The following is a 17,076-nucleotide window of genomic DNA, read 5'->3' as shown; positions in this document are numbered from 1 at the left end:
ATGAGCGCGGGGTGAGTTGACCGCGCTCCGCCGGATCACCAGGGTCGTGTGTAGAGACCGGTGCCATGCGTGTCTGCTCCATCCTCGTGGAAAACACGGAACGTTCCGCGGCCGGTATCCTGACTCCCGGATCTTCGCGTGCCGCCCGCCTTCCCGGCAGACTTCGCCAGTGGCGTGGGGACGACGGCACACTCCCCGGTCACAGTGGCGGGACCGTGCCGGATTCACACCGGCTTCCCTGCACCGCGGACCTTGTGTCACGAACATATAGTTGGACGTCCTAGTAAGTCCACCCCCTCTCTTGCGCCCGGCCGCTACGGCACTGCTGGCTTTGCCTGCTCAGTCGGCTCCGTCGGCTCAGTCGGCGATGCCGCCGAAGGCCACCACCCGGTCGACCCTGGCGCGCACCAGGTACTCGCCGGGGACGGAGTTCCGCTCCCCGTAGGCGGCCCCGTTCTCCGGGCCCATGTACCGGCTGCCGATGCGGGTGGCCCAGGTGCGGAGTTCGACCGGATCCTCGGTGAACTCCGCCGTGCATTCCAGCATCACGTAGCTGAAGGGCGGTGTCTGGTCGTCGACGCACAGAGAGAAGCGCGGCTCGCGGAGCAGCGACTTGCACTTCAGCGACTCGTGCCAGGTGGTGAAGACGATGCGGGGTGCGTCAGCACGGCCCTCGGCTCCCCCGGCCTCGCAGCCGTCGCCGTCTTCACCGCCCTCGTCGATCAGGAACCACACCGGGGTGACGTGCGGGCGGCCGTCCTTGCGATTGGTCGCCAGCTTGCCCGTGCGGGTGCCGGTGAGGACGAAGGCACGCCACTCTTCCTCGGTCATGGTGTGCATCAGGCGCTCCGATCAGTGGTGGGTACATCGACTCCTTCGAGAGTACGGGTACTGATCAACTGCCGAAGCGCAGCGCGACGGTGTCCCCCACGTGGATCACCGTGTTGCGGGCAGCGCCCGCGAAGGCCGCGCCGTCCAGGCTGACCTTCCAGGTGGCGGCGCCGGAATTGGCTGTTCCGTTGAGGGCGGTGATCGCTCCGGTGCCGGATGCGGGCGTCACCCCGGTGACACAGCCCGCCGGGGTCGCCGCACTCGCCGCGGCGTTCAGGACGTCGCCCAGTGTGGCGGTCGTACCGGTCGGCGTGAGGGCGACCGAGCAGGCCTGGAGGGTGCCGGTCCCGTTGTCGACGGTCAGTGCCAGCTTGGCCGGGGTGCCGGGGGTGAAGGCGGACTCGGCCACCCACTGGGGAGCTCCGGCCGTCACCGGGGTCGGCGGCGCGGTGGTGAAGCCGCCGCCCGAGACCGCGCGCAGCCCGTCGATGGAGGCGTACGGCTGCGGGGAGGTGTCGCCCGGCTGGTACCTGAAGCCGCCGCCCGGGTTGAACTGCTGGGAGATCAGGAAGTCGACCGGGGTCTTGCCGAGGGAGGTGCGGAAGTCACCGGTCTGGGCGTCGATGCCGCAGGCGTTCAGGCCGGAGACCGCCCAGCCGTTGGAGTCGGTGTTGACGCCGAACATGGCGTTGAACGCACCGCTGCTGAGCACCAGCTTGCCCTTCAGGAAGGCCTTGGCCCGGAGGATGTCCGGGTCGGTCTTCGCCACGCCGGACACGCAGAGGGCGGCCATCGAGGCGCCCGTCATGTCGATGTCGCTCGCGGAGTTGAGGGCGTCCGGGTCGCCCTCGGCCTTGCTGAAGTTCCAGCCGCCGTCGTGGTGCTGGTTGGCGCGGATCCGCGTGATCATCGAGTCGAGCAGGGCCTTCGGCACGCGCTGGCCGCCGGCCTGGGTTCTGGCCCCGCCGAGGGCGAGGGCGGCGAAGGCGGTGCCGTTGTAGAGGCCGGACTGGCCGAAGTAGCCCGGCTCGGCGCTCTGCCAGTGGCCGTAGATGTCCGCGACGAGGTTGCGGGATGCGGAGACGCGGGCCGGGTCGATCCCGGCCGCGTACGCGTTGAGGGCGCCGCGCTCGTAGTCGGTGACGACCGGCGCGGCCGACGGCCAGCCGGCGGTGGCGAGGAGGTTGCGGTAGACGGTGCGGGCGTTCTTCGTGGTGTCACCGCCCGGCGCGACGTCGACGGCCGCGGTGCCCGCCGCCGCGAGGGCACTGAACGCCCACTCGTTGGACAGACCGGAGCCCGCGTACGAACCGTCCGCGCCCTGAAGGGACTTGAGGTATCCGACGCCGTTGGTCCTGGACGTGGCGATCTGCGCGGGCGTCGACGTGGCCGCGGCGGGCAGCACGGTGAGCGCGAAGGCCCCGAACGCGGCGACGGGTACGACGAAGGCGGCGCGGCGGGTGGCGGTACGGCGGGGTGCGGTACGGGATCCGGGCGTACGAGGACGGGGCACGGTCTGCTCCTGGAGTGGGGGACGCCGATCGGTCCCGTCCCCACGGCCGGGCGGCGTACGACGCCCCGGGGAACCGCCGACCGCCGTCCGATCGCGTAGTACGGCTGACGAAATGTGCTGTGCCACCTGGGCATTCGGGCTCGGAAACGGCACTCTGCCGTCCCACACCGCTGCGCGTCAGCCCCGGAATCTCACCGGGTTCCCCCTGGGGCGGAGCAGGACGTTACACGAACTCCGCAAGTTCCAGAGAACCTTGACGTTCCCACGCGCCCCGTGCTTCACTCCGGCTGCTATTGCTCAGCTCGCAGGGGAAGCCGGTCGAATTCCGGCGCTGACCCGCAACCGTGGACCCGCCCCCGTGGCGGGTGAGCCGGAATGCCTGCCCGTTGAGTCATGAACGAGAGACGCCGTCGCGGACTACGGCGTGGTTCGACAGGCCTTCACCTCGGCGTTCGACGGCCCCGGCGAAGCCCTTTGGCCACGCATGCGCCCGCTCGGCCGACACGAGGGGCCGCAGTGGGGACCGCAGAGCAGCACCAGCGCCGACTCGCGCGCAGACGTGGCCGGTTGGGCCGAATACCCGGCGCGGGAAGACCGCTGGGAGCGCCGTTCCTGCCGGCCGCCCTGCCCGCAGCCGTGTCGGCCTTCCTGGCGGCGCTGCTGCTCGTCGTCGGCGGCGCGGCCTTCGCCACAGGGACCTCCTCACCCGCGTCCGCCGACCCCGTCGACAAGTGCACGGCGACGACCGGCGCGGTCGTCGCGGTCGACTTCGGCCCGTGGGGCGGCAAGGTCGTACGCGGCTGCGACGCCACCCCGACCACGGGGTACGAGCTGCTGCACGAGGCCGGTTTCCGCACCGAGGGAACCCAGCACGACGGCCCCGCCTTCATCTGCCGCCTCGGCCACGCCTCGTACAACTCCGGCAAGCAGTACCCGACTTCGGAGCAGGAGGACTGCGTCCTCACGCCGCAGGCCACCGCCTACTGGTCGTACTGGCACGCGTCGCAGGGCCAGAACACGTGGACGTACAGCCAGTACGGCGCCATGGACCGCAGGCCGAAGGCGGGCGACGTCGACGTCTGGGTCTTCGGCGGCACCGACATCGGCGGCACCACAGGGAAGCCCACCTTCACCCCGGACCAGGTCCGCGCGGGCGGCGGTGCGGCACCGGACCCCGACCCCACCGGTACGCCGCCGACCGTCCCCCCGGGCAAGGTCGATGTCACGGCCGCCGCGAAGTGGCTGAAGGGCCGACTCACGGACGGCGAACGCGTCGTCGAGGAGGGCGCGGAGGCCCCGAACCACTGGTTCACGGCCGAGATCGCCCTCGCCGTGGCCGCGGCGGACGGGAAGAGCGCGGGTCTCGACAAGGTGGTCGCCTTCCTGGCCGCGCACACCGACGCGTACGCCTATCCGGCGGGCAAGGACGCGGCGGGCAAGTACCGGGCGCCCGACGCGAACGCGGCCGCACGCCTCGCACTGCTGGCCGCGAGCACCGAGGGAGACCCGCGTGACTTCGGCGGCCACGACCTGGCCGGCGACCTGGCCGGGAACATCTGCAGGGGCGGCCCCAACACCGGTGATTCCACACCCGGTTGCACCGCCAAGGGCGACTTCCGGTACGCGGGGTACGCCGACGGCCAGGCGCTCGCCCTGCTCGCGGTGAAGCGCGCGGGGCTGGCTCCGCCCGCCGAAGCGGTCGCCCGGCTCACTCAACTCCAGTGCGAGAACGGCGGGTTCACCAGCATCCTGATCCGACCGGGCGAGAACTGCGACCCCGAGGCGTGGAGCACCGGTCAGGTGGTGCTGGCCCTGCAGGCGGTCGGCGGGCAGGACGCCGCCGTCGCCAAGGCGCGTACGTACCTGAAGAAGTCCCAGCTGGCGGACGGCGGTTTCCCGGCCGCCACGGGCATGACCGAGGGCAGCCCCTTCACCACCGTGTTCGCGGCGCAGGCCCTGCGCGCCCTCGGCGACACCGGCCACGCGGACGCGGCCCTCGCCTGGCTGTCCCGGCAGCAGCTGGCCGACGGCGGCATCGGCTTCGACGGCGCCACCACCTCGGAGATCTACCCGACGGCGCACGCGGTCCTCGCCGGGCGGGGCACCAGCCTGGCGTCACTGACCACGAAGAAGACCGAACCGACGCACCCGCCGACCGACCCCCCGACGGATCCGCCCACGAACCCGCCGACCGACCCGCCCACCGATCCTCCGACCGACCCGCCCACGAACCCCCCGACGAATCCACCGACCGACCCGCCGACCACTCCGCCGACCGGTCCGCCGACCACTCCGCCCGGTGCGGGCCCGGACCTCAAGAAGGGCGTCGCGTACCTCACCAGTGCCGCCACCCTCACGAAGGGCGCGTACTACGACGCGGGCGGCGGCGTCGGCCGGGCCGACTTCGGCCTCACCATCGACGGCGCGTACGCACTCGCAGCGACCGGCCTCGACAACACGCGGCTGCGCGGCATCGTCGACTTCCTCGACAAGGGCGGCAAGGACGGCGCGGGCCGTACCGTCCACAACTGGACCAACGTCGGCACCAAGTACGCCGCGGGCGGTTCGATCGGCAAGACCGCGCTGCTGGCCCAGTCCGTGGGCCGCGACCCGCGGGCCTTCGGCGGCCAGGACCTGATCGCCGCGCTCGGCAGGGCGGTGTGCGGGGCACCGAGCCGGGCGCCGGACCGCAGTTGCGCCGCCAAGGGCAACTACACGTACGCCCCGTCGGTCTTCTCGCAGTCGCTTGCCCTCATGGCGCAGGTACGGGCCGGTGAGAAGGCCGCCGCCCAGGCGCCGGCCACCTACCTGGCGAGCCTTCAGAAGCCGTCGGGCGCCTGGCCGAGCCTGATCCCGGCGACCGGCGACTCGGACGTCGACTCCACGGCGATGGCCGCGATGACGATGGACCTGGTCGGAGGCGCCGGGCCGAAGGCGGCCGTCGCCAAGGCGCTCGCCTGGATCGCGACCAAGCAGCTCCCCGACGGCGGATTCCCGGGCGCCGCGGGCAACTCGGTGAACTCGGCCGCGCTGGCGGTCCAGGGCCTGTCCCTGGACGTGGGCAAGTACGGCGCGCAGATCGCCAAGGCGCGCAAGTTCCTGGCCGGGCAGCAGAACGGCGACGGCGGCTTCAACGTGGCGAAGGAGGGCCAGCGCGGTTCGGACGTACGGGCCTCCACCCAGGCCGTCGGCGGTGCGACCGGCATCTCCTTCGGCAGGATCGACCGCGACCTGAACGGTACGACTCCCCCGCCGGACCCGACGGTCGGCGGCACCTCCAGCGGCACCTCGGCCGGTACCTCTGCCGGCACCACGACGGGCGGCCCCGGCACTGTCACCGGCGGTACGACGGCGGGCTCCGCCTCCGGAAGCAGCGGCGCGGGCAGCACCACCACCGGCGGCACGAACATCGTCACCCCGGGCGAAGCCTCCGGCTCCGGCGACGCATCCGGCACGGGCGGCATCGTCGACACCACCGGCAGCGCGGGCACCGGCACAGCCGGGACAAGCACCGGCGCCACGGGCGGCATCGTCGACACCGGCAGCACCGCCGGAGCTGCCACCGGCGGCGCCACCGCGAACGGCCCCCTCGCCTCCACCGGCGTGCAGGCCGGTGCTCTCGCGGCCGCAGCGGCCCTCCTCGTCCTGGGCGGCTGGCGCATCACCGTGACCGCCCGCAGGCGACGCACCGCAGCGGCAGCGGAGGAGCAGCGATGAACGTCGGCGTCCTCACGCGCGCCTTCGCCCGCGCGGCCACCGCACTGGGTCTGACGGTGGCGGCGTTCGCGGCCACCGCGGGCCCGGCGCACGCCGCCCCGCAGCCGATGAGCCAGTGCACCACCTCCTCCGGAGCCGTCCTCGCGGTGGACTTCAGCCGCTGGGGCGGTCCCGTCTACCGCTCCTGCGGCACGACGCCCACCACCGGCTACGAACTCCTCAACCAGGGCGGCTGGGCCACCACCGGTACCGGCCACGACGGTCCGGCGTTCATCTGCCGCATCGGCTACAGCGGTCACCTGGGCGGCAAGCAGTTCCCGCCGCCGGAACAGGACGACTGCGTACTGACCCCGCCGGCCTCCGCCTACTGGTCGTACTGGCACGCCGATCCGGGTCAGAACACGTGGGAGTACAGCCAGTTGGGCGCCATGCTCTACCAGCCGCGGCCCGGCAGCGTCGATCTGTGGATCTTCGGCGGTACGGACATCGGGGGCACCGAGGGCCGACCCAGGATCACCCCCGACCAGCTGCGCGCCAAGAACGCCCGGCCGACGAACGGCAACAGGCCGGTCCCGAAGGACACCAGGACCGCACCGCCGCTGCCGCCCGGCGTCAACACGGGACCGGCTCCGGCGAACCCTCCGGCGGACTACACGCCGCCGCCCGCCGCGCCGCCGCAAGGGCAGGGGATCCCGCGGCAACCTCCCCCACAGACCCCCAACACCCCTCCCCCGCCTACCAGTTCCCCTCCGACTACGACCCCTCCGGCAACCCCTTCGCCCACGACTCCCACCCCGTCGGCCACCGCCACCGCCGTCCCGAAGCCATCGGCGGCAGCGGCCTCCGGGCCCAAGGTCGTGGACGCCGCCCCGGCCGCCGACGCCGCGCACGACGTGGGCTCGTACCTGCCCGCCGTCGGCACCGGTGCGCTGGTGCTGCTGATCGCGGGCGCCGCCGTGTTCGCGGCCAGGCGCCGCCGTCGGGCGGCGGAGTAAGCACGTGCGAAGTCCTGCTGCTTCCAAGGCAGTTGATGCCGCGAAGGAGCCGCCCGCGCCGGGTCCCGCACCCGACGCGGGCGGCCGTCGGCTGCCCCGTACGCTCCATCCGGTCGCGTGGTGGATATGGGCGCTCGCCCTGGCCACCGCCGTCAGCCGCACCAACAATCCGCTGCTGCTGTTCCTCGTCCTCGCCGTCCTCGGGTACGTGGTCACGGTGCGCCGCACCGAGGCCCCGTGGGCGCGCGGCTTCAAGTACTACCTGTATCTCGCGCTCACGGTCGTGGCGATCCGGGTCGTCTTCCGGGCGGTCTTCGCCACCGGCATCACCCCGCGCGACCACTTCCTCTTCTCCCTGCCTCGCATCCCCACCCCGGACTGGTACGCGGGCATCCAGCTCGGCGGCCCTGTCTCGCTGGAGGCGCTGCTCTCTGCCGCCACGGACGGGCTTCGGCTGGCGTGCATGCTGTGCTGCATCGGTGCGGCGAACACCCTCGCCAACCCGAAGCGGGCACTGCGCGTACTGCCGGGCGCCCTGCACGAGTTGGGCGTCGCCGTCACCGTGTCGCTCAGCGTCGCGCCCCAACTGGTGCACAGCGTCCAGCGGGTGCACCGGGCGCGGCGGCTGCGGGCCGGGCGCACGAAGGGCATGCGCGCGCTGCGGGGCATCGTCGTCCCCGTACTCGAAGACGCACTGGACCGGTCGCTGCGGCTGGCGTCCGCCATGGACTCCCGGGGATACGGGCGGGCCGGGACGGCGACCCGTGGCTCCCGCCGGCTGACCGGCGCGCTCATGCTACTCGGCATGTGCGGGCTGTGCGCGGGGGCGTACGGGCTGCTCGACGCGACCGCGCCGAGACTGCTGGGACTGCCCGCCATGGGGGCGGGTGCGGTGCTGTGCTTCGCGGGGCTGCGGCTCGGCGGGCGCCGGGTGACCCGGACGACGTACCGGCCGGACCCGTGGCGGTTCGCCGAGTGGGCGGTGGCGGGGTGCGGAGTACTGTCCGCTGCGCTGCTGTTCAGCAACGCCGGGTTCAACGCCGCCGAGCTCAACCCGTCCATCTATCCGCTGAGTTGGCCGACGCTGCCGCTCGTCCCCGCGGGGGCGGTCCTGCTCGCGGGGGCCGCCGGATTCCTGGCACCGCCGCCGACGCCGCCCTCCTTCCCCGGCCCCCTCCCCGTACGAGCCCCCGCACAAGCCCCCGTACAGCTCCCCGTACAAGCCCCCGCACAGCGCACCGAGGAATCCACGTGATCACTTTCGACCAGGTCACCGTCCAGTACGAGGACTCGGCGCAGCCGGTGCTCCGGGACGTGAACCTGACCGTGGACGAGGGGGAACTCTGCGTCGTGGTCGGGCACACGGGAGTCGGCAAGTCCACGCTCCTGGGGGCCGTGAACGGACTCGTCCCGCACTTCACCGGCGGCACCCTCTTCGGGCGCGTGACGGTCGACGGCCGCGACACGGCCGACCATCCGCCGCGCGAACTCGCCGACGTGGTCGGAGTGGTGGGCCAGGATCCGATCGACGGCTTCGTCACCGACACCGTCGAGGAGGAACTCGCCTACGCGATGGAGCAGTTGGCCGTGCCACCGGCCACCATGCGCAAGCGCGTCGAGGAGACCCTCGACCTCCTCGGACTCGCCGACCTCCGCCACCGGGCGCTGCACGAGCTCTCCGGCGGGCAGCAACAGCGCGTCGCCATCGGCTCGGTGCTCACCGCACACCCACGCGTGCTCGTGCTCGACGAGCCCACTTCGGCCCTGGACCCGACGGCCGCCGAGGAGGTCCTGGCCGCCGTGACCCGTCTCGTGCACGACCTCGGCGTCACCGTCCTCCTCGCCGAGCACCGCCTGGAGCGCGTCGTGCAGTACGCCGACCGCGTGATCCATCTGCCGGGTGACGGCCGGGTCGTCGCGGGCGCGCCCGCCGAGGTGTTCCGCGACGCGTCGGTCGCACCGCCGATCGTCGAACTCGGGCGCGCCGCCCGGTGGTTGCCGCTGCCGCTGTCCGTACGCGACGCACGCAGGGCCGCCGTACCGTTGCGCGACCGGCTGGCCCGGGCCGCTCCCCCGCCGGCCCGCCCCGCCCCCTCGGCCGACCGGCCCGAACTCCTCACCGCGCACGGGATCACGGTGACGTACCAAGGCGTTCCCGCGGTCCGCGAGGTCGATCTCCGGCTGCGCGGAGGCGACGTCACCGCGCTGATGGGGCGCAACGGCTCCGGCAAGTCCTCCCTGCTGTGGGCGCTTCAGGGGTCGGGGCCGCGCAGGGCCGGTTCGGTGAAGGTGCGTTCGGCCGACGACGGCAGCGGAAAGGGGCGGGATCCGCAGAAGCTCCCCGCGGCCGAGGCACGGCAGCTGGTCGGCCTGGTGCCGCAGACGCCGACGGACCTGCTGTACCTGGAGAGCGTCAAGCAGGAGCTGGACCAGGCCGACGCCGAATCCGCACCGTCGGGGGCGTTCGCACCGCCGCGACCGTTCGCCTCGTCGGGACCGCCCGCGCGCACCTCCGCCCGCGCCCTCCTGGACCGGATCGCCCCCGGCATCCCCGACACCACTCACCCCCGCGACCTCTCCGAGGGGCAGAAGCTGGCCCTGGTGCTGGCGATCCAGCTCGCGGCGGCCCCGCGGGTCCTGCTCCTGGACGAGCCGACCCGGGGCCTCGACTACCGCGCCAAGAGTCAACTGGCCGTCATCGTCGACGGATTGGCGGCCGAGGGACACGCGGTCGTGATCTCCACCCATGACGTGGAGTTCGTGGCACGCGCCGCGGACCGGGTGGTGGTGATGGCCGAGGGCGACATCGTCGCCGACGGGGTGACCGGAGAAGTCGTCCTGGCCTCCCCCGTATTCGCCCCGCAGACCGCCAAGATCCTGGCGCCGCTGCCGTATCTGACGGTCGGCCAGGTCGAGGCCGTACTGTCCGGAGCGCACGCATGACCCTGCCCCCGGCCCTGCCCCCGCCCCTGCCCGGGACTCCGAGCGCCATCCGGCTCTCCCGCCGTGCAGGACTGGTCATCGCCATGGCCGCGTTCCTCGGGATCGTCGCCTTCTTCTGGCCCTTCCTCGTCGCACCGGGGAAGTTCGGCGCGAGCTACACCCCTCCGCTGATCTTCGGCGCGCTGCTCGTGGTCGTGCTGTGCGTGGTGATCTCCGAGATCGCCGAGGGCGGCATCAGCTCCAAGGCCCTCGCCATGCTGGGGGTGCTGTCCGCAGTCAACGCCGCCCTGCGCCCGCTCGGCGCCGGTACCGCGGGCATCGAGACGGTCTTCTTCCTCCTCGTGCTGGCCGGACGCGTCTACGGCCCCGGGTTCGGCTTCACCCTGGGCTGTACGTCGCTGTTCGCGTCCGCGCTGATCACGGGCGGGGTGGGGCCCTGGATGCCGTACCAGATGTTCGGCTGTGCCTTCGTGGGCATGCTCGCGGGGCTCCTCCCGAAGGCCACCGGCCGCCGCGAGGTCCTCATGCTCGCGGTCTACGGCTCCCTGTCGGGCTACCTCTTCGGCTTCCTCCTCAACCTGTCCTTCTGGCCCTTCTCCCTCGATCCGAACAGCTCGATCGCCTATCTGCCGGGGCTGCCCTTCACCGAGCAGTTCCACCGCTATCTCGCCTTCGACCTGGCGACCTCGCTCGGCTGGGACACCGGCCGCGCCGTCACCAACCTCGTCTGTGTCCTGCTCGCGGGCCCGGCCGTACTGACCACGCTCCGGCGCGCCGCCCGCAAGGCCCGCTTCCAGGCCCCGGTCCGCTTCTTCAAGTCCTGAAGCTCTGAAGCGCCCTTGACCGCATCAGCCGCCGGCCTGCGCGAGGAGGCGCCGGAGCCAGCGGGTGCGCGCGTCACGTGCGTCACGGCTGAGGGCGGCCTTCGGTGCCATGCCGTCGAAGCCGTGGTAGGCACCGGGCCACACATGCAGTTCGGCCCGGCCGCCGGCCTGCCAGATCGCCTGCGCGTACGCCGTGTCCTCGTCCCGGAACATCTCGGCCGACCCGACCTCGATGTACGCCGGGGGAAGTCCGGAGAGGTCAGCGGCACGGGAGGGGGCCGCGTAGGGCGGCAGGTCCTCGGCACCGTAACGGTCACCGAGCAGTGCCTTCCAGACGGTCTCGTGGGAGGTGAGGTCCCACACGCCGAGGCCCGACATCTGGCGGCTGGAGAAGGTGCTGCCGCGGTCGTCGAGCATCGGGCACAGCAGCAGCTGCCCCATCACCCCGGGACCGCCGCGGTCGCGGGCCAGCAGGGCGAGGGCGGCGGCGAGCCCGCCACCGGCGCTCTTCCCTCCGATGACGATGCGGTCCGCGTCGATGCCCAGTTCGGCCGCGTGCCCGGCCGCCCAGACGAGTCCTGCGTAGCAGTCCTCCAGCGGCTCCGGGTACCGCACCCGCGGCGCCAGCCGGTACTCGACCGAGAGGACGGCCATTCCCAGCGGGAGGACCCACTCGCGGAGGATCCGCGGCAGCACGGACCACGCGTTGCCCATGACCATCGCGCCGCCATGCATGTAGTACAGCAGCGGCAGCGGACCGTCGAGCCCGGCCGGCCGCGCGCTCACCAGCGTGACGTCCGGTCCGCCCGGCGGCCCCGGCACACAGAGTTCCGCCACCTCGAAGCGGCCGTCGCCACGGAGTTCCCCGGCCGTCGGCCTGGGCCGGGCCGACGCGTCCCGCCGCTGCCTGGCCCCGAGGTTCTCCGGAGTGATCGGCTCCCTCGACTCCTTGTTCAACGCCCTTAGTACGACGTCGAGTTCGGGGTCGAAAGGGGGCGCTGTCCGCGGCGCGGGGAAGTCTCGTCCATGACCCATACGGCGTAGCCAATCACACCGCCGGACACGAGAAGGCGGACACGAGAAGGGTGCCCCGTGCAGGTGCGCGCGCACGAGCTCGGGACACCCTGTCGACCGGGGGGAGGGAGAGTCAGCCGCCCTCGGCCTCGAAGACGCGCAGCAGATCGGCAGCGACGCTCACCGCAATCGTCGCCGGTTCCTTGCCGGTGATGTCCGCCAGTCCGATCGGGGTCTTGATGCGGCTGATGGTGGCCTCGTCGTGACCGCCCTCGGTGGCGAGGCGCTTGCGGAACCGCACCCACTTGGCCGCCGACCCGATCAGTCCGATGGAGCCGAGATGGCTGGTGCGCAGGGCGGCGTCGCACAGGGCGGCGTCCTCGGCGTGGTCATGGGTCATGATCAGGACGTGGGTGCCGCGCGGCAGTTCCTCCAGCACCTCCTCGGGCAGCAGCGGCGTGTGGTGCACATGCACCTGTGCCGCCGCGTCGGCCAGCACGTCGAGCCGTTCCTCGGCGAGGATCTCGGCCCGGGTGTCGATCAGATGGAGGTCGAGGTCCTGACGTGCCAGGATGCGCGCCAGCTCTAGACCGACGTGCCCGACACCGAAGATCGCCACCGCCCTTACCACCGGCAGCGGTTCGAGCAGCACCTGCACCGTGCCGCCGCAGCACTGCACGCCGTGCTGATGGGTCACCTTGTCGTTCAGGGCGAAATCGATCAGCTCCGGATCCGGCTTGTGCGCGGCGATCATCTCCCGGGCCCGGTCGATCGCGACGGCCTCGACATTGCCGCCGCCGATCGAGCCCCACGCCCGGGTCTGCCCCACCACCAGTTTCGCTCCGGCGTCGCGCGGGGCGTGGCCGCGCACGGTCGCGACGGTCACCAGCACCCCGGACTCCCGGCGTGCTCGCAACCGTGCGACCGCGGCGACCCACGTCATGTCAGGCACCGTTCAACGCTTTTGCGTCGGCCAGGACCCTGCCGTCGGCGGTGTCCGCGCCGGCGGCGACCCCGTTTCCGGCGTGGCCGTTGACAGCGGCCCCGTGGTGGACCTGACCGTTCCGGGAGGCACCACCCTGGCGGGCCTCCTCGATCGCCCAGTACACCGCCTCCGGCGTCGCGGGCGAGGCCAGTTCCACGCTGACTCCGCTCGGCCCGAACGCGGCGGCGGCCTGCCGCAGCGCCTCGCGCACCGAGAACGCCAGCATGAGGGGAGGCTCGCCGACCGCCTTGGACCCGAACACCGCGCCTTCCTCGGTGGCGTTCTCCATCAGCGTGACGTGGAACTCCTCGGGCATCTCGGAGAAGCTCGGCAGCTTGTACGTGCTCGCCGCCTGGGTCTGGAGCCGGCCGCGGTGGGGTCCTTCACTGGTGTCCCAGCGCAGGTCCTCCAGCGTCAGCCAGCCCGCGCCCTGCACGAAGCCGCCCTCGACCTGGCCGATGTCGATCAGCGGGGAGAGGCTGTCGCCGACGTCGTGCACGATGTCCACGCGCCGGATCCGGTACGCGCCGGTGAAGCCGTCCACCTCGACCTCGGTCGCGGCGGCGCCGTTGGCGAAGTACTTGAACGGCGTGCCGCGGAAACTCTTCGCGTCCCAGTGCAGTCCCTCGGTCCGGTAGAAACCGGCCGCCGAGAGCTGGACCCGCTGGAAGTAGGCGGTGCGCACCAGGTCGTCCCAGGCCAGCTCCCTGTCGCTGCCCAGGACCCGGGCGACGCCCTCGACGATGCGTACGTCCGAGGCGTTCCCGCCCAGCTGGGAACCGGCCACCTGCTGCAGCCGCTCGCGCAGCTGCTCGCAGGCGTTCTTGATCGCTCCGCCGTTCAGGTCCGCACCCGAACTGGCGGCGGTGGCGGAGGTGTTGGGCACCTTGTCGGTACGCGTGGGAGCGAGGCGCACCTTGTGCAGCGGGATGCCCAGGGTCGTCGCGGCCACCTGCATCATCTTGGTGTGCAGGCCCTGGCCCATCTCGGTGCCGCCGTGGTTGATCAGGACGGAGCCGTCCTTGTAGATCAGCACCAGCGCGCCGCCCTGGTTGAAGGCGGTGAGGTTGAACGAGATGCCGAACTTGATGCCGGTGAGCGCCACTGCCCGCTTGGTGTGCGGGTGTGCGGCGTTGAACGCGGCGATCTCGCGCTTGCGGTCGGCGATGCCGCCGTCCTTCTTCACCTGCTCCCAGACGCCGGAGATCCGGTCGGCCTGCGTGACCAGCTGGCCGTACGGCGTCGTCTGGCCCTGGCCCGGCCGGTAGAAGTTGCGCTCCCGCAGCTCCATCGGGTCCAGGCCGAGCAGCGGCGCGACGCGGCCCAGGATGTCCTCGATCACCAGCATGCCCTGGGGGCCGCCGAAGCCGCGGAACGCCGTGTTGGAGACCGTGTTGGTCTTGGCGATGCGGCCGGCGACCCGCGCGTTCGGGATCCAGTACGTGTTGTCGATGTGGCACAGCGCGCGGGCGAGCACCGGCTCGGACAGGTCCAGGCTCCAGCCGCCGTCGGCGGTCAGCGTGGCGTCCAGGGCCTGGATGCGGCCCTCGGCGTCGAAGCCGATCTTCCACGAGGAGTGGAACCCGTGCCGCTTGCCGGACATGGTGAGGTCCTGGGTCCGGTTGAGCCGGAACCGGACCGGTCGGCCGGTGAGCTTGGCGCCGAGCGCGGCGACGGCCGCGAACCCGTGCGGCTGCATCTCTTTGCCGCCGAAGCCGCCGCCCATCCGCAGGCACTGCACGGTCACCTCGTGCGACGGGACGCCGAGCACGTGCGAGACGATCTCCTGGGTCTCCGACGGGTGCTGGGTGCTGCTCTGGATGAACAGCTGCCCGTTCTCGTCGACCAGGGCCAGCGCCGCGTGCGTCTCCAGGTAGAAGTGCTCCTGCCCGGCGAAGGTGAACTCGCCGGTGAACACGTGCGCGGAGTCGGCGAATCCGGCGTCGGTGTCACCGGTCTCCATCAGCGGACGGGCGCCGTGGAAGCTCTCGGTGTCGATCGCCTCCTGCACGGTGACGATCGCGGGCAGCTCGTCGAGCTCCACCTCGACGGCCGCGGCGCCCAGGCGGGCCGCTTCCAGGGTCTCGCCCAGTACCCAGGCGACCGCGTGGCCGTGGAACATGACCTCGTCGGGGAAGAGCGGCTCGTCGTGCTTCATGCCGGCGTCGTTCACGCCGGGCACGTCGACGCCGGTCAGCACGCGGACCACACCGGGCACGGCGAGCGCGGGCTCGGTGCGCAGCGCGGTGATCCTGCCGTGGGCCTTCATGACCTGGACCGGGTAGGCGTGCAGGACGTCCTTGGTCCGGTGGATCAGGTCGTCCGTGTAGAGCGCGGCACCGGTGACGTGCAGGGTGGCGCTCTCGTGCGGCATCGGGATGCCGACCACGGGCTTCTCGGGGATGTCGGAAAGATGGCTCATGACGACGGCACCGCCTCAGAGGTCTGTGCGTACAGCTTGTGCAGGCTCTGGCCGAGCATCGCGGAACGGTAGAGGGAGCTGGCGCGGTGGTCGCTCATCGGCGTTCCCTCGCCGCGCAGCACGCGGGCCGCGGCCTCGACGGTCTCCTTGGACCAGGGCTTGCCCTCCAGGGCCGCCTCGGTCGCCAGCGAGCGGATCGGGGTGGCGGCGACGCCGCCCAGACCGATGCGCGCCCTGCGGACGATGCCGTCCTCGATGTCGAGCGCGAAGGCGACGGCGACGCTGGAGATGTCGTCGAAGCGCCGCTTGGCGATCTTGTGGAAGGCGGTGACCCGCGACAGCGGCGTCGGGACGCGCACCGCGCGGATCAGCTCGCCGGGGCGGCGCACGCTCTGCCGGTACCCGGTGAAGTAGTCGGCCAGCGGGACGACGCGCTCGCCGTCGGCGTCGGTGAGGACCAGGGACGCCTCCAGCGCGAGCAGCACCGGCGGGCTGTCCCCGATGGGGGAGCCGGTGCCGAGGTTGCCGCCGAGGGTGGCGCCGTTGCGGATCAGCCGGGAGGCGAACTGCGGGAACAGCTCCGCCAGCAGCGGTACGGCGCCGTCGAGCCGGCGCTCGATCTCGGTGAGCGTGAGCGCCGCGCCGATTTCGAGGTACTCGGACTCGACGCGGATCTCCCGCAGCTCCGGGAGGCGGTCGATCGCGACGACGCAGTTGTCGCGGCGCGAGCGGATGTTGACCTCGACGCCGTAGTCGGTGCTCCCGGCGACCAGGACCGCTTCGGGGCGGTCGCGCAGCAGCTGGACGGCCTCGTCGAGGGTGGCGGGGCGCAGGAAGGTGCTGTCGCCCTGGGTGTACGAGGTGGCCACCGGCTCCGGCGGGGCCTGCTCGCGGCGCTGGGCGAGCGGGTCGTCCTCGGCGGGCTCGCCGACGGCGTACGCGGCGTCGCGGATGGGGCGGTAGCCCGTACATCGGCACAGGTTTCCGCTCAGCGCGTGCAGGTCGAAGCCGTTGGGGCCGTGCTCGGCGTCGGCATGCCCGGCGTCGGCATGCTCGGCGTCGGCGTGCCCGGCGTCGGACGCGTCCGTCCCGCCGTGCGCGCAGCGGTCGGGCCGGTAGTACTCCGAGGCCATGCTGCAGATGAATCCCGGCGTGCAGTAGCCGCACTGGGAGCCGCCGCGGACCGCCATCTCCTCCTGCACGGGGTGCAGGGTCGCCGGTGTGCCGGGTTCGCCGACGGTGGCGAGGCCCTCGGAGGTGATGACCTCCTGACCGTCGAGCGCAGCGGCCGGGACCAGGCAGGCGTTGACCGCGACCCAGTCGGTGGGCTTGTTCACCCCGGGGCGGGCCACCAGCACCGAACAGGCGCCGCACTCGCCCTCGGCGCAGCCCTCCTTGGTCCCGGTGAGACCCCGCTCGCGCAGGAGATCCAGCACAGTGGTGTGGGGTGCAACGGGTGAAATCGGTGTTTCTTTCCCGTTGACCGTGATCCGCGCCGCTACCATGACAGGCCTTCGTTTCGGTGCGCGATGTATGGATTCATCATATTCGCCAATTTCAGGCAGCTCTCTGTGCTCGGACGCGCCACGTGAGAAGAACGGGCGCCAAGCGGCACGCGACAGCGGCGTGCCGGGAGATGTGGTGAGGGAAATCCTGGAATGTGCCACAGAGGGGCACATCAGCTACGGCGTACTCAGCAGCCGTGCGCGATCCGGCCCGGAACCCAGGCTGTGCACTGGGCGAGGCGACCGAGGTCAGAGCTGGTGTACATCTGCTGGTCGCCTCCTTCCGGTAAGTGTGGGCCGACGTTTACCGCAAATTAGTGGCTCGGA

At 72.1% G+C, this 17,076-nt stretch carries 11 protein-coding genes and 3 riboswitches; of the genes, 5 read left to right on the top strand and 6 right to left on the bottom strand.

Annotation, left to right across the window (positions count from 1 at the left end; translation table 11 throughout):
* Positions 1 to 91: 91 nt before the first annotated feature.
* A riboswitch (cobalamin riboswitch) is annotated at positions 92 to 270 on the bottom strand.
* An 87-nt stretch (positions 271 to 357) separates the two neighbouring features.
* Together ACH4SP_RS26815 and ACH4SP_RS26810 are read right to left on the bottom strand one after the other, a co-directional pair.
* Entirely contained in the window at positions 358 to 831 is a 474-nt protein-coding gene (locus ACH4SP_RS26815; RefSeq protein ID WP_398418387.1) for a PPOX class F420-dependent oxidoreductase, read from the bottom strand.
* A 64-nt stretch (positions 832 to 895) separates the two neighbouring features.
* Positions 896 to 2,344, bottom strand: a complete 1,449-nt coding sequence (locus ACH4SP_RS26810; RefSeq protein ID WP_398418182.1) for a hypothetical protein — start codon at positions 2,342 to 2,344, stop codon at positions 896 to 898.
* Between the two features lie 128 nt (positions 2,345 to 2,472).
* Positions 2,473 to 2,551: riboswitch (cobalamin riboswitch) on the bottom strand.
* A gap of 60 nt (positions 2,552 to 2,611) precedes the next feature.
* Positions 2,612 to 2,746: riboswitch (cobalamin riboswitch) on the top strand.
* A 258-nt stretch (positions 2,747 to 3,004) separates the two neighbouring features.
* Here ACH4SP_RS26810 and ACH4SP_RS26805 point away from each other — a divergent pair.
* Genes ACH4SP_RS26805 through ACH4SP_RS26785 form a run of 5 tightly spaced genes read left to right on the top strand, consistent with a single transcriptional unit; the run spans position 3,005 to position 10,823 of the window.
* Positions 3,005 to 6,061, top strand: a complete 3,057-nt coding sequence (locus ACH4SP_RS26805; protein ID WP_398418385.1) for a prenyltransferase/squalene oxidase repeat-containing protein — start codon at positions 3,005 to 3,007, stop codon at positions 6,059 to 6,061.
* Entirely contained in the window at positions 6,058 to 7,056 is a 999-nt protein-coding gene (locus ACH4SP_RS26800; protein ID WP_398418180.1) for a hypothetical protein, read from the top strand. The genes ACH4SP_RS26805 and ACH4SP_RS26800 overlap by 4 nt, the downstream gene beginning before the upstream one ends.
* Positions 7,057 to 7,060: 4 nt before the next feature.
* A complete protein-coding gene (locus ACH4SP_RS26795) occupies positions 7,061 to 8,311 on the top strand; it encodes an energy-coupling factor transporter transmembrane component T (RefSeq protein WP_398418178.1) in 1,251 nt (416 codons plus the stop codon).
* Entirely contained in the window at positions 8,308 to 9,999 is a 1,692-nt protein-coding gene (locus ACH4SP_RS26790) for an ABC transporter ATP-binding protein (protein ID WP_398418176.1), read from the top strand. Before ACH4SP_RS26795 ends, ACH4SP_RS26790 begins: the two co-directional genes overlap by 4 nt.
* Positions 9,996 to 10,823, top strand: a complete 828-nt coding sequence (locus ACH4SP_RS26785) for an ECF transporter S component (RefSeq protein ID WP_398418174.1) — start codon at positions 9,996 to 9,998, stop codon at positions 10,821 to 10,823. Before ACH4SP_RS26790 ends, ACH4SP_RS26785 begins: the two co-directional genes overlap by 4 nt.
* Positions 10,824 to 10,847: 24 nt before the next feature.
* On the opposite strand, the gene ACH4SP_RS26780 is transcribed toward ACH4SP_RS26785, so the two are convergent.
* The 4 genes from ACH4SP_RS26780 to ACH4SP_RS26765 all read right to left on the bottom strand — a co-directional run bounded on the left by ACH4SP_RS26780 (position 10,848) and on the right by ACH4SP_RS26765 (position 16,749).
* On the bottom strand, positions 10,848 to 11,858 hold the full coding sequence (locus ACH4SP_RS26780) for an alpha/beta hydrolase (protein ID WP_398418172.1): 1,011 nt from the start codon (positions 11,856 to 11,858) through the stop codon (positions 10,848 to 10,850).
* Positions 11,859 to 11,970: 112 nt separating this feature from the next.
* Positions 11,971 to 12,780, bottom strand: coding sequence for a xanthine dehydrogenase accessory protein XdhC (gene xdhC, locus ACH4SP_RS26775; protein ID WP_398418170.1), 810 nt, complete (start codon positions 12,778 to 12,780; stop codon positions 11,971 to 11,973).
* Between the two features lies 1 nt (position 12,781).
* A complete protein-coding gene (gene xdhB, locus ACH4SP_RS26770) occupies positions 12,782 to 15,244 on the bottom strand; it encodes a xanthine dehydrogenase molybdopterin binding subunit (protein ID WP_398418169.1) in 2,463 nt (820 codons plus the stop codon).
* Complete coding sequence (locus ACH4SP_RS26765; RefSeq protein WP_398418167.1) at positions 15,241 to 16,749, bottom strand: xanthine dehydrogenase small subunit; 1,509 nt, start codon at positions 16,747 to 16,749, stop codon at positions 15,241 to 15,243. The genes xdhB and ACH4SP_RS26765 overlap by 4 nt, the downstream gene beginning before the upstream one ends.
* Positions 16,750 to 17,076: the final 327 nt, after the last annotated feature.

The organism is Streptomyces sp. NPDC021093, assembly GCF_044333135.1.
Lineage (GTDB): Bacteria > Actinomycetota > Actinomycetes > Streptomycetales > Streptomycetaceae > Streptomyces.
This window is presented reverse-complemented; position numbering and strand designations above follow the sequence as displayed.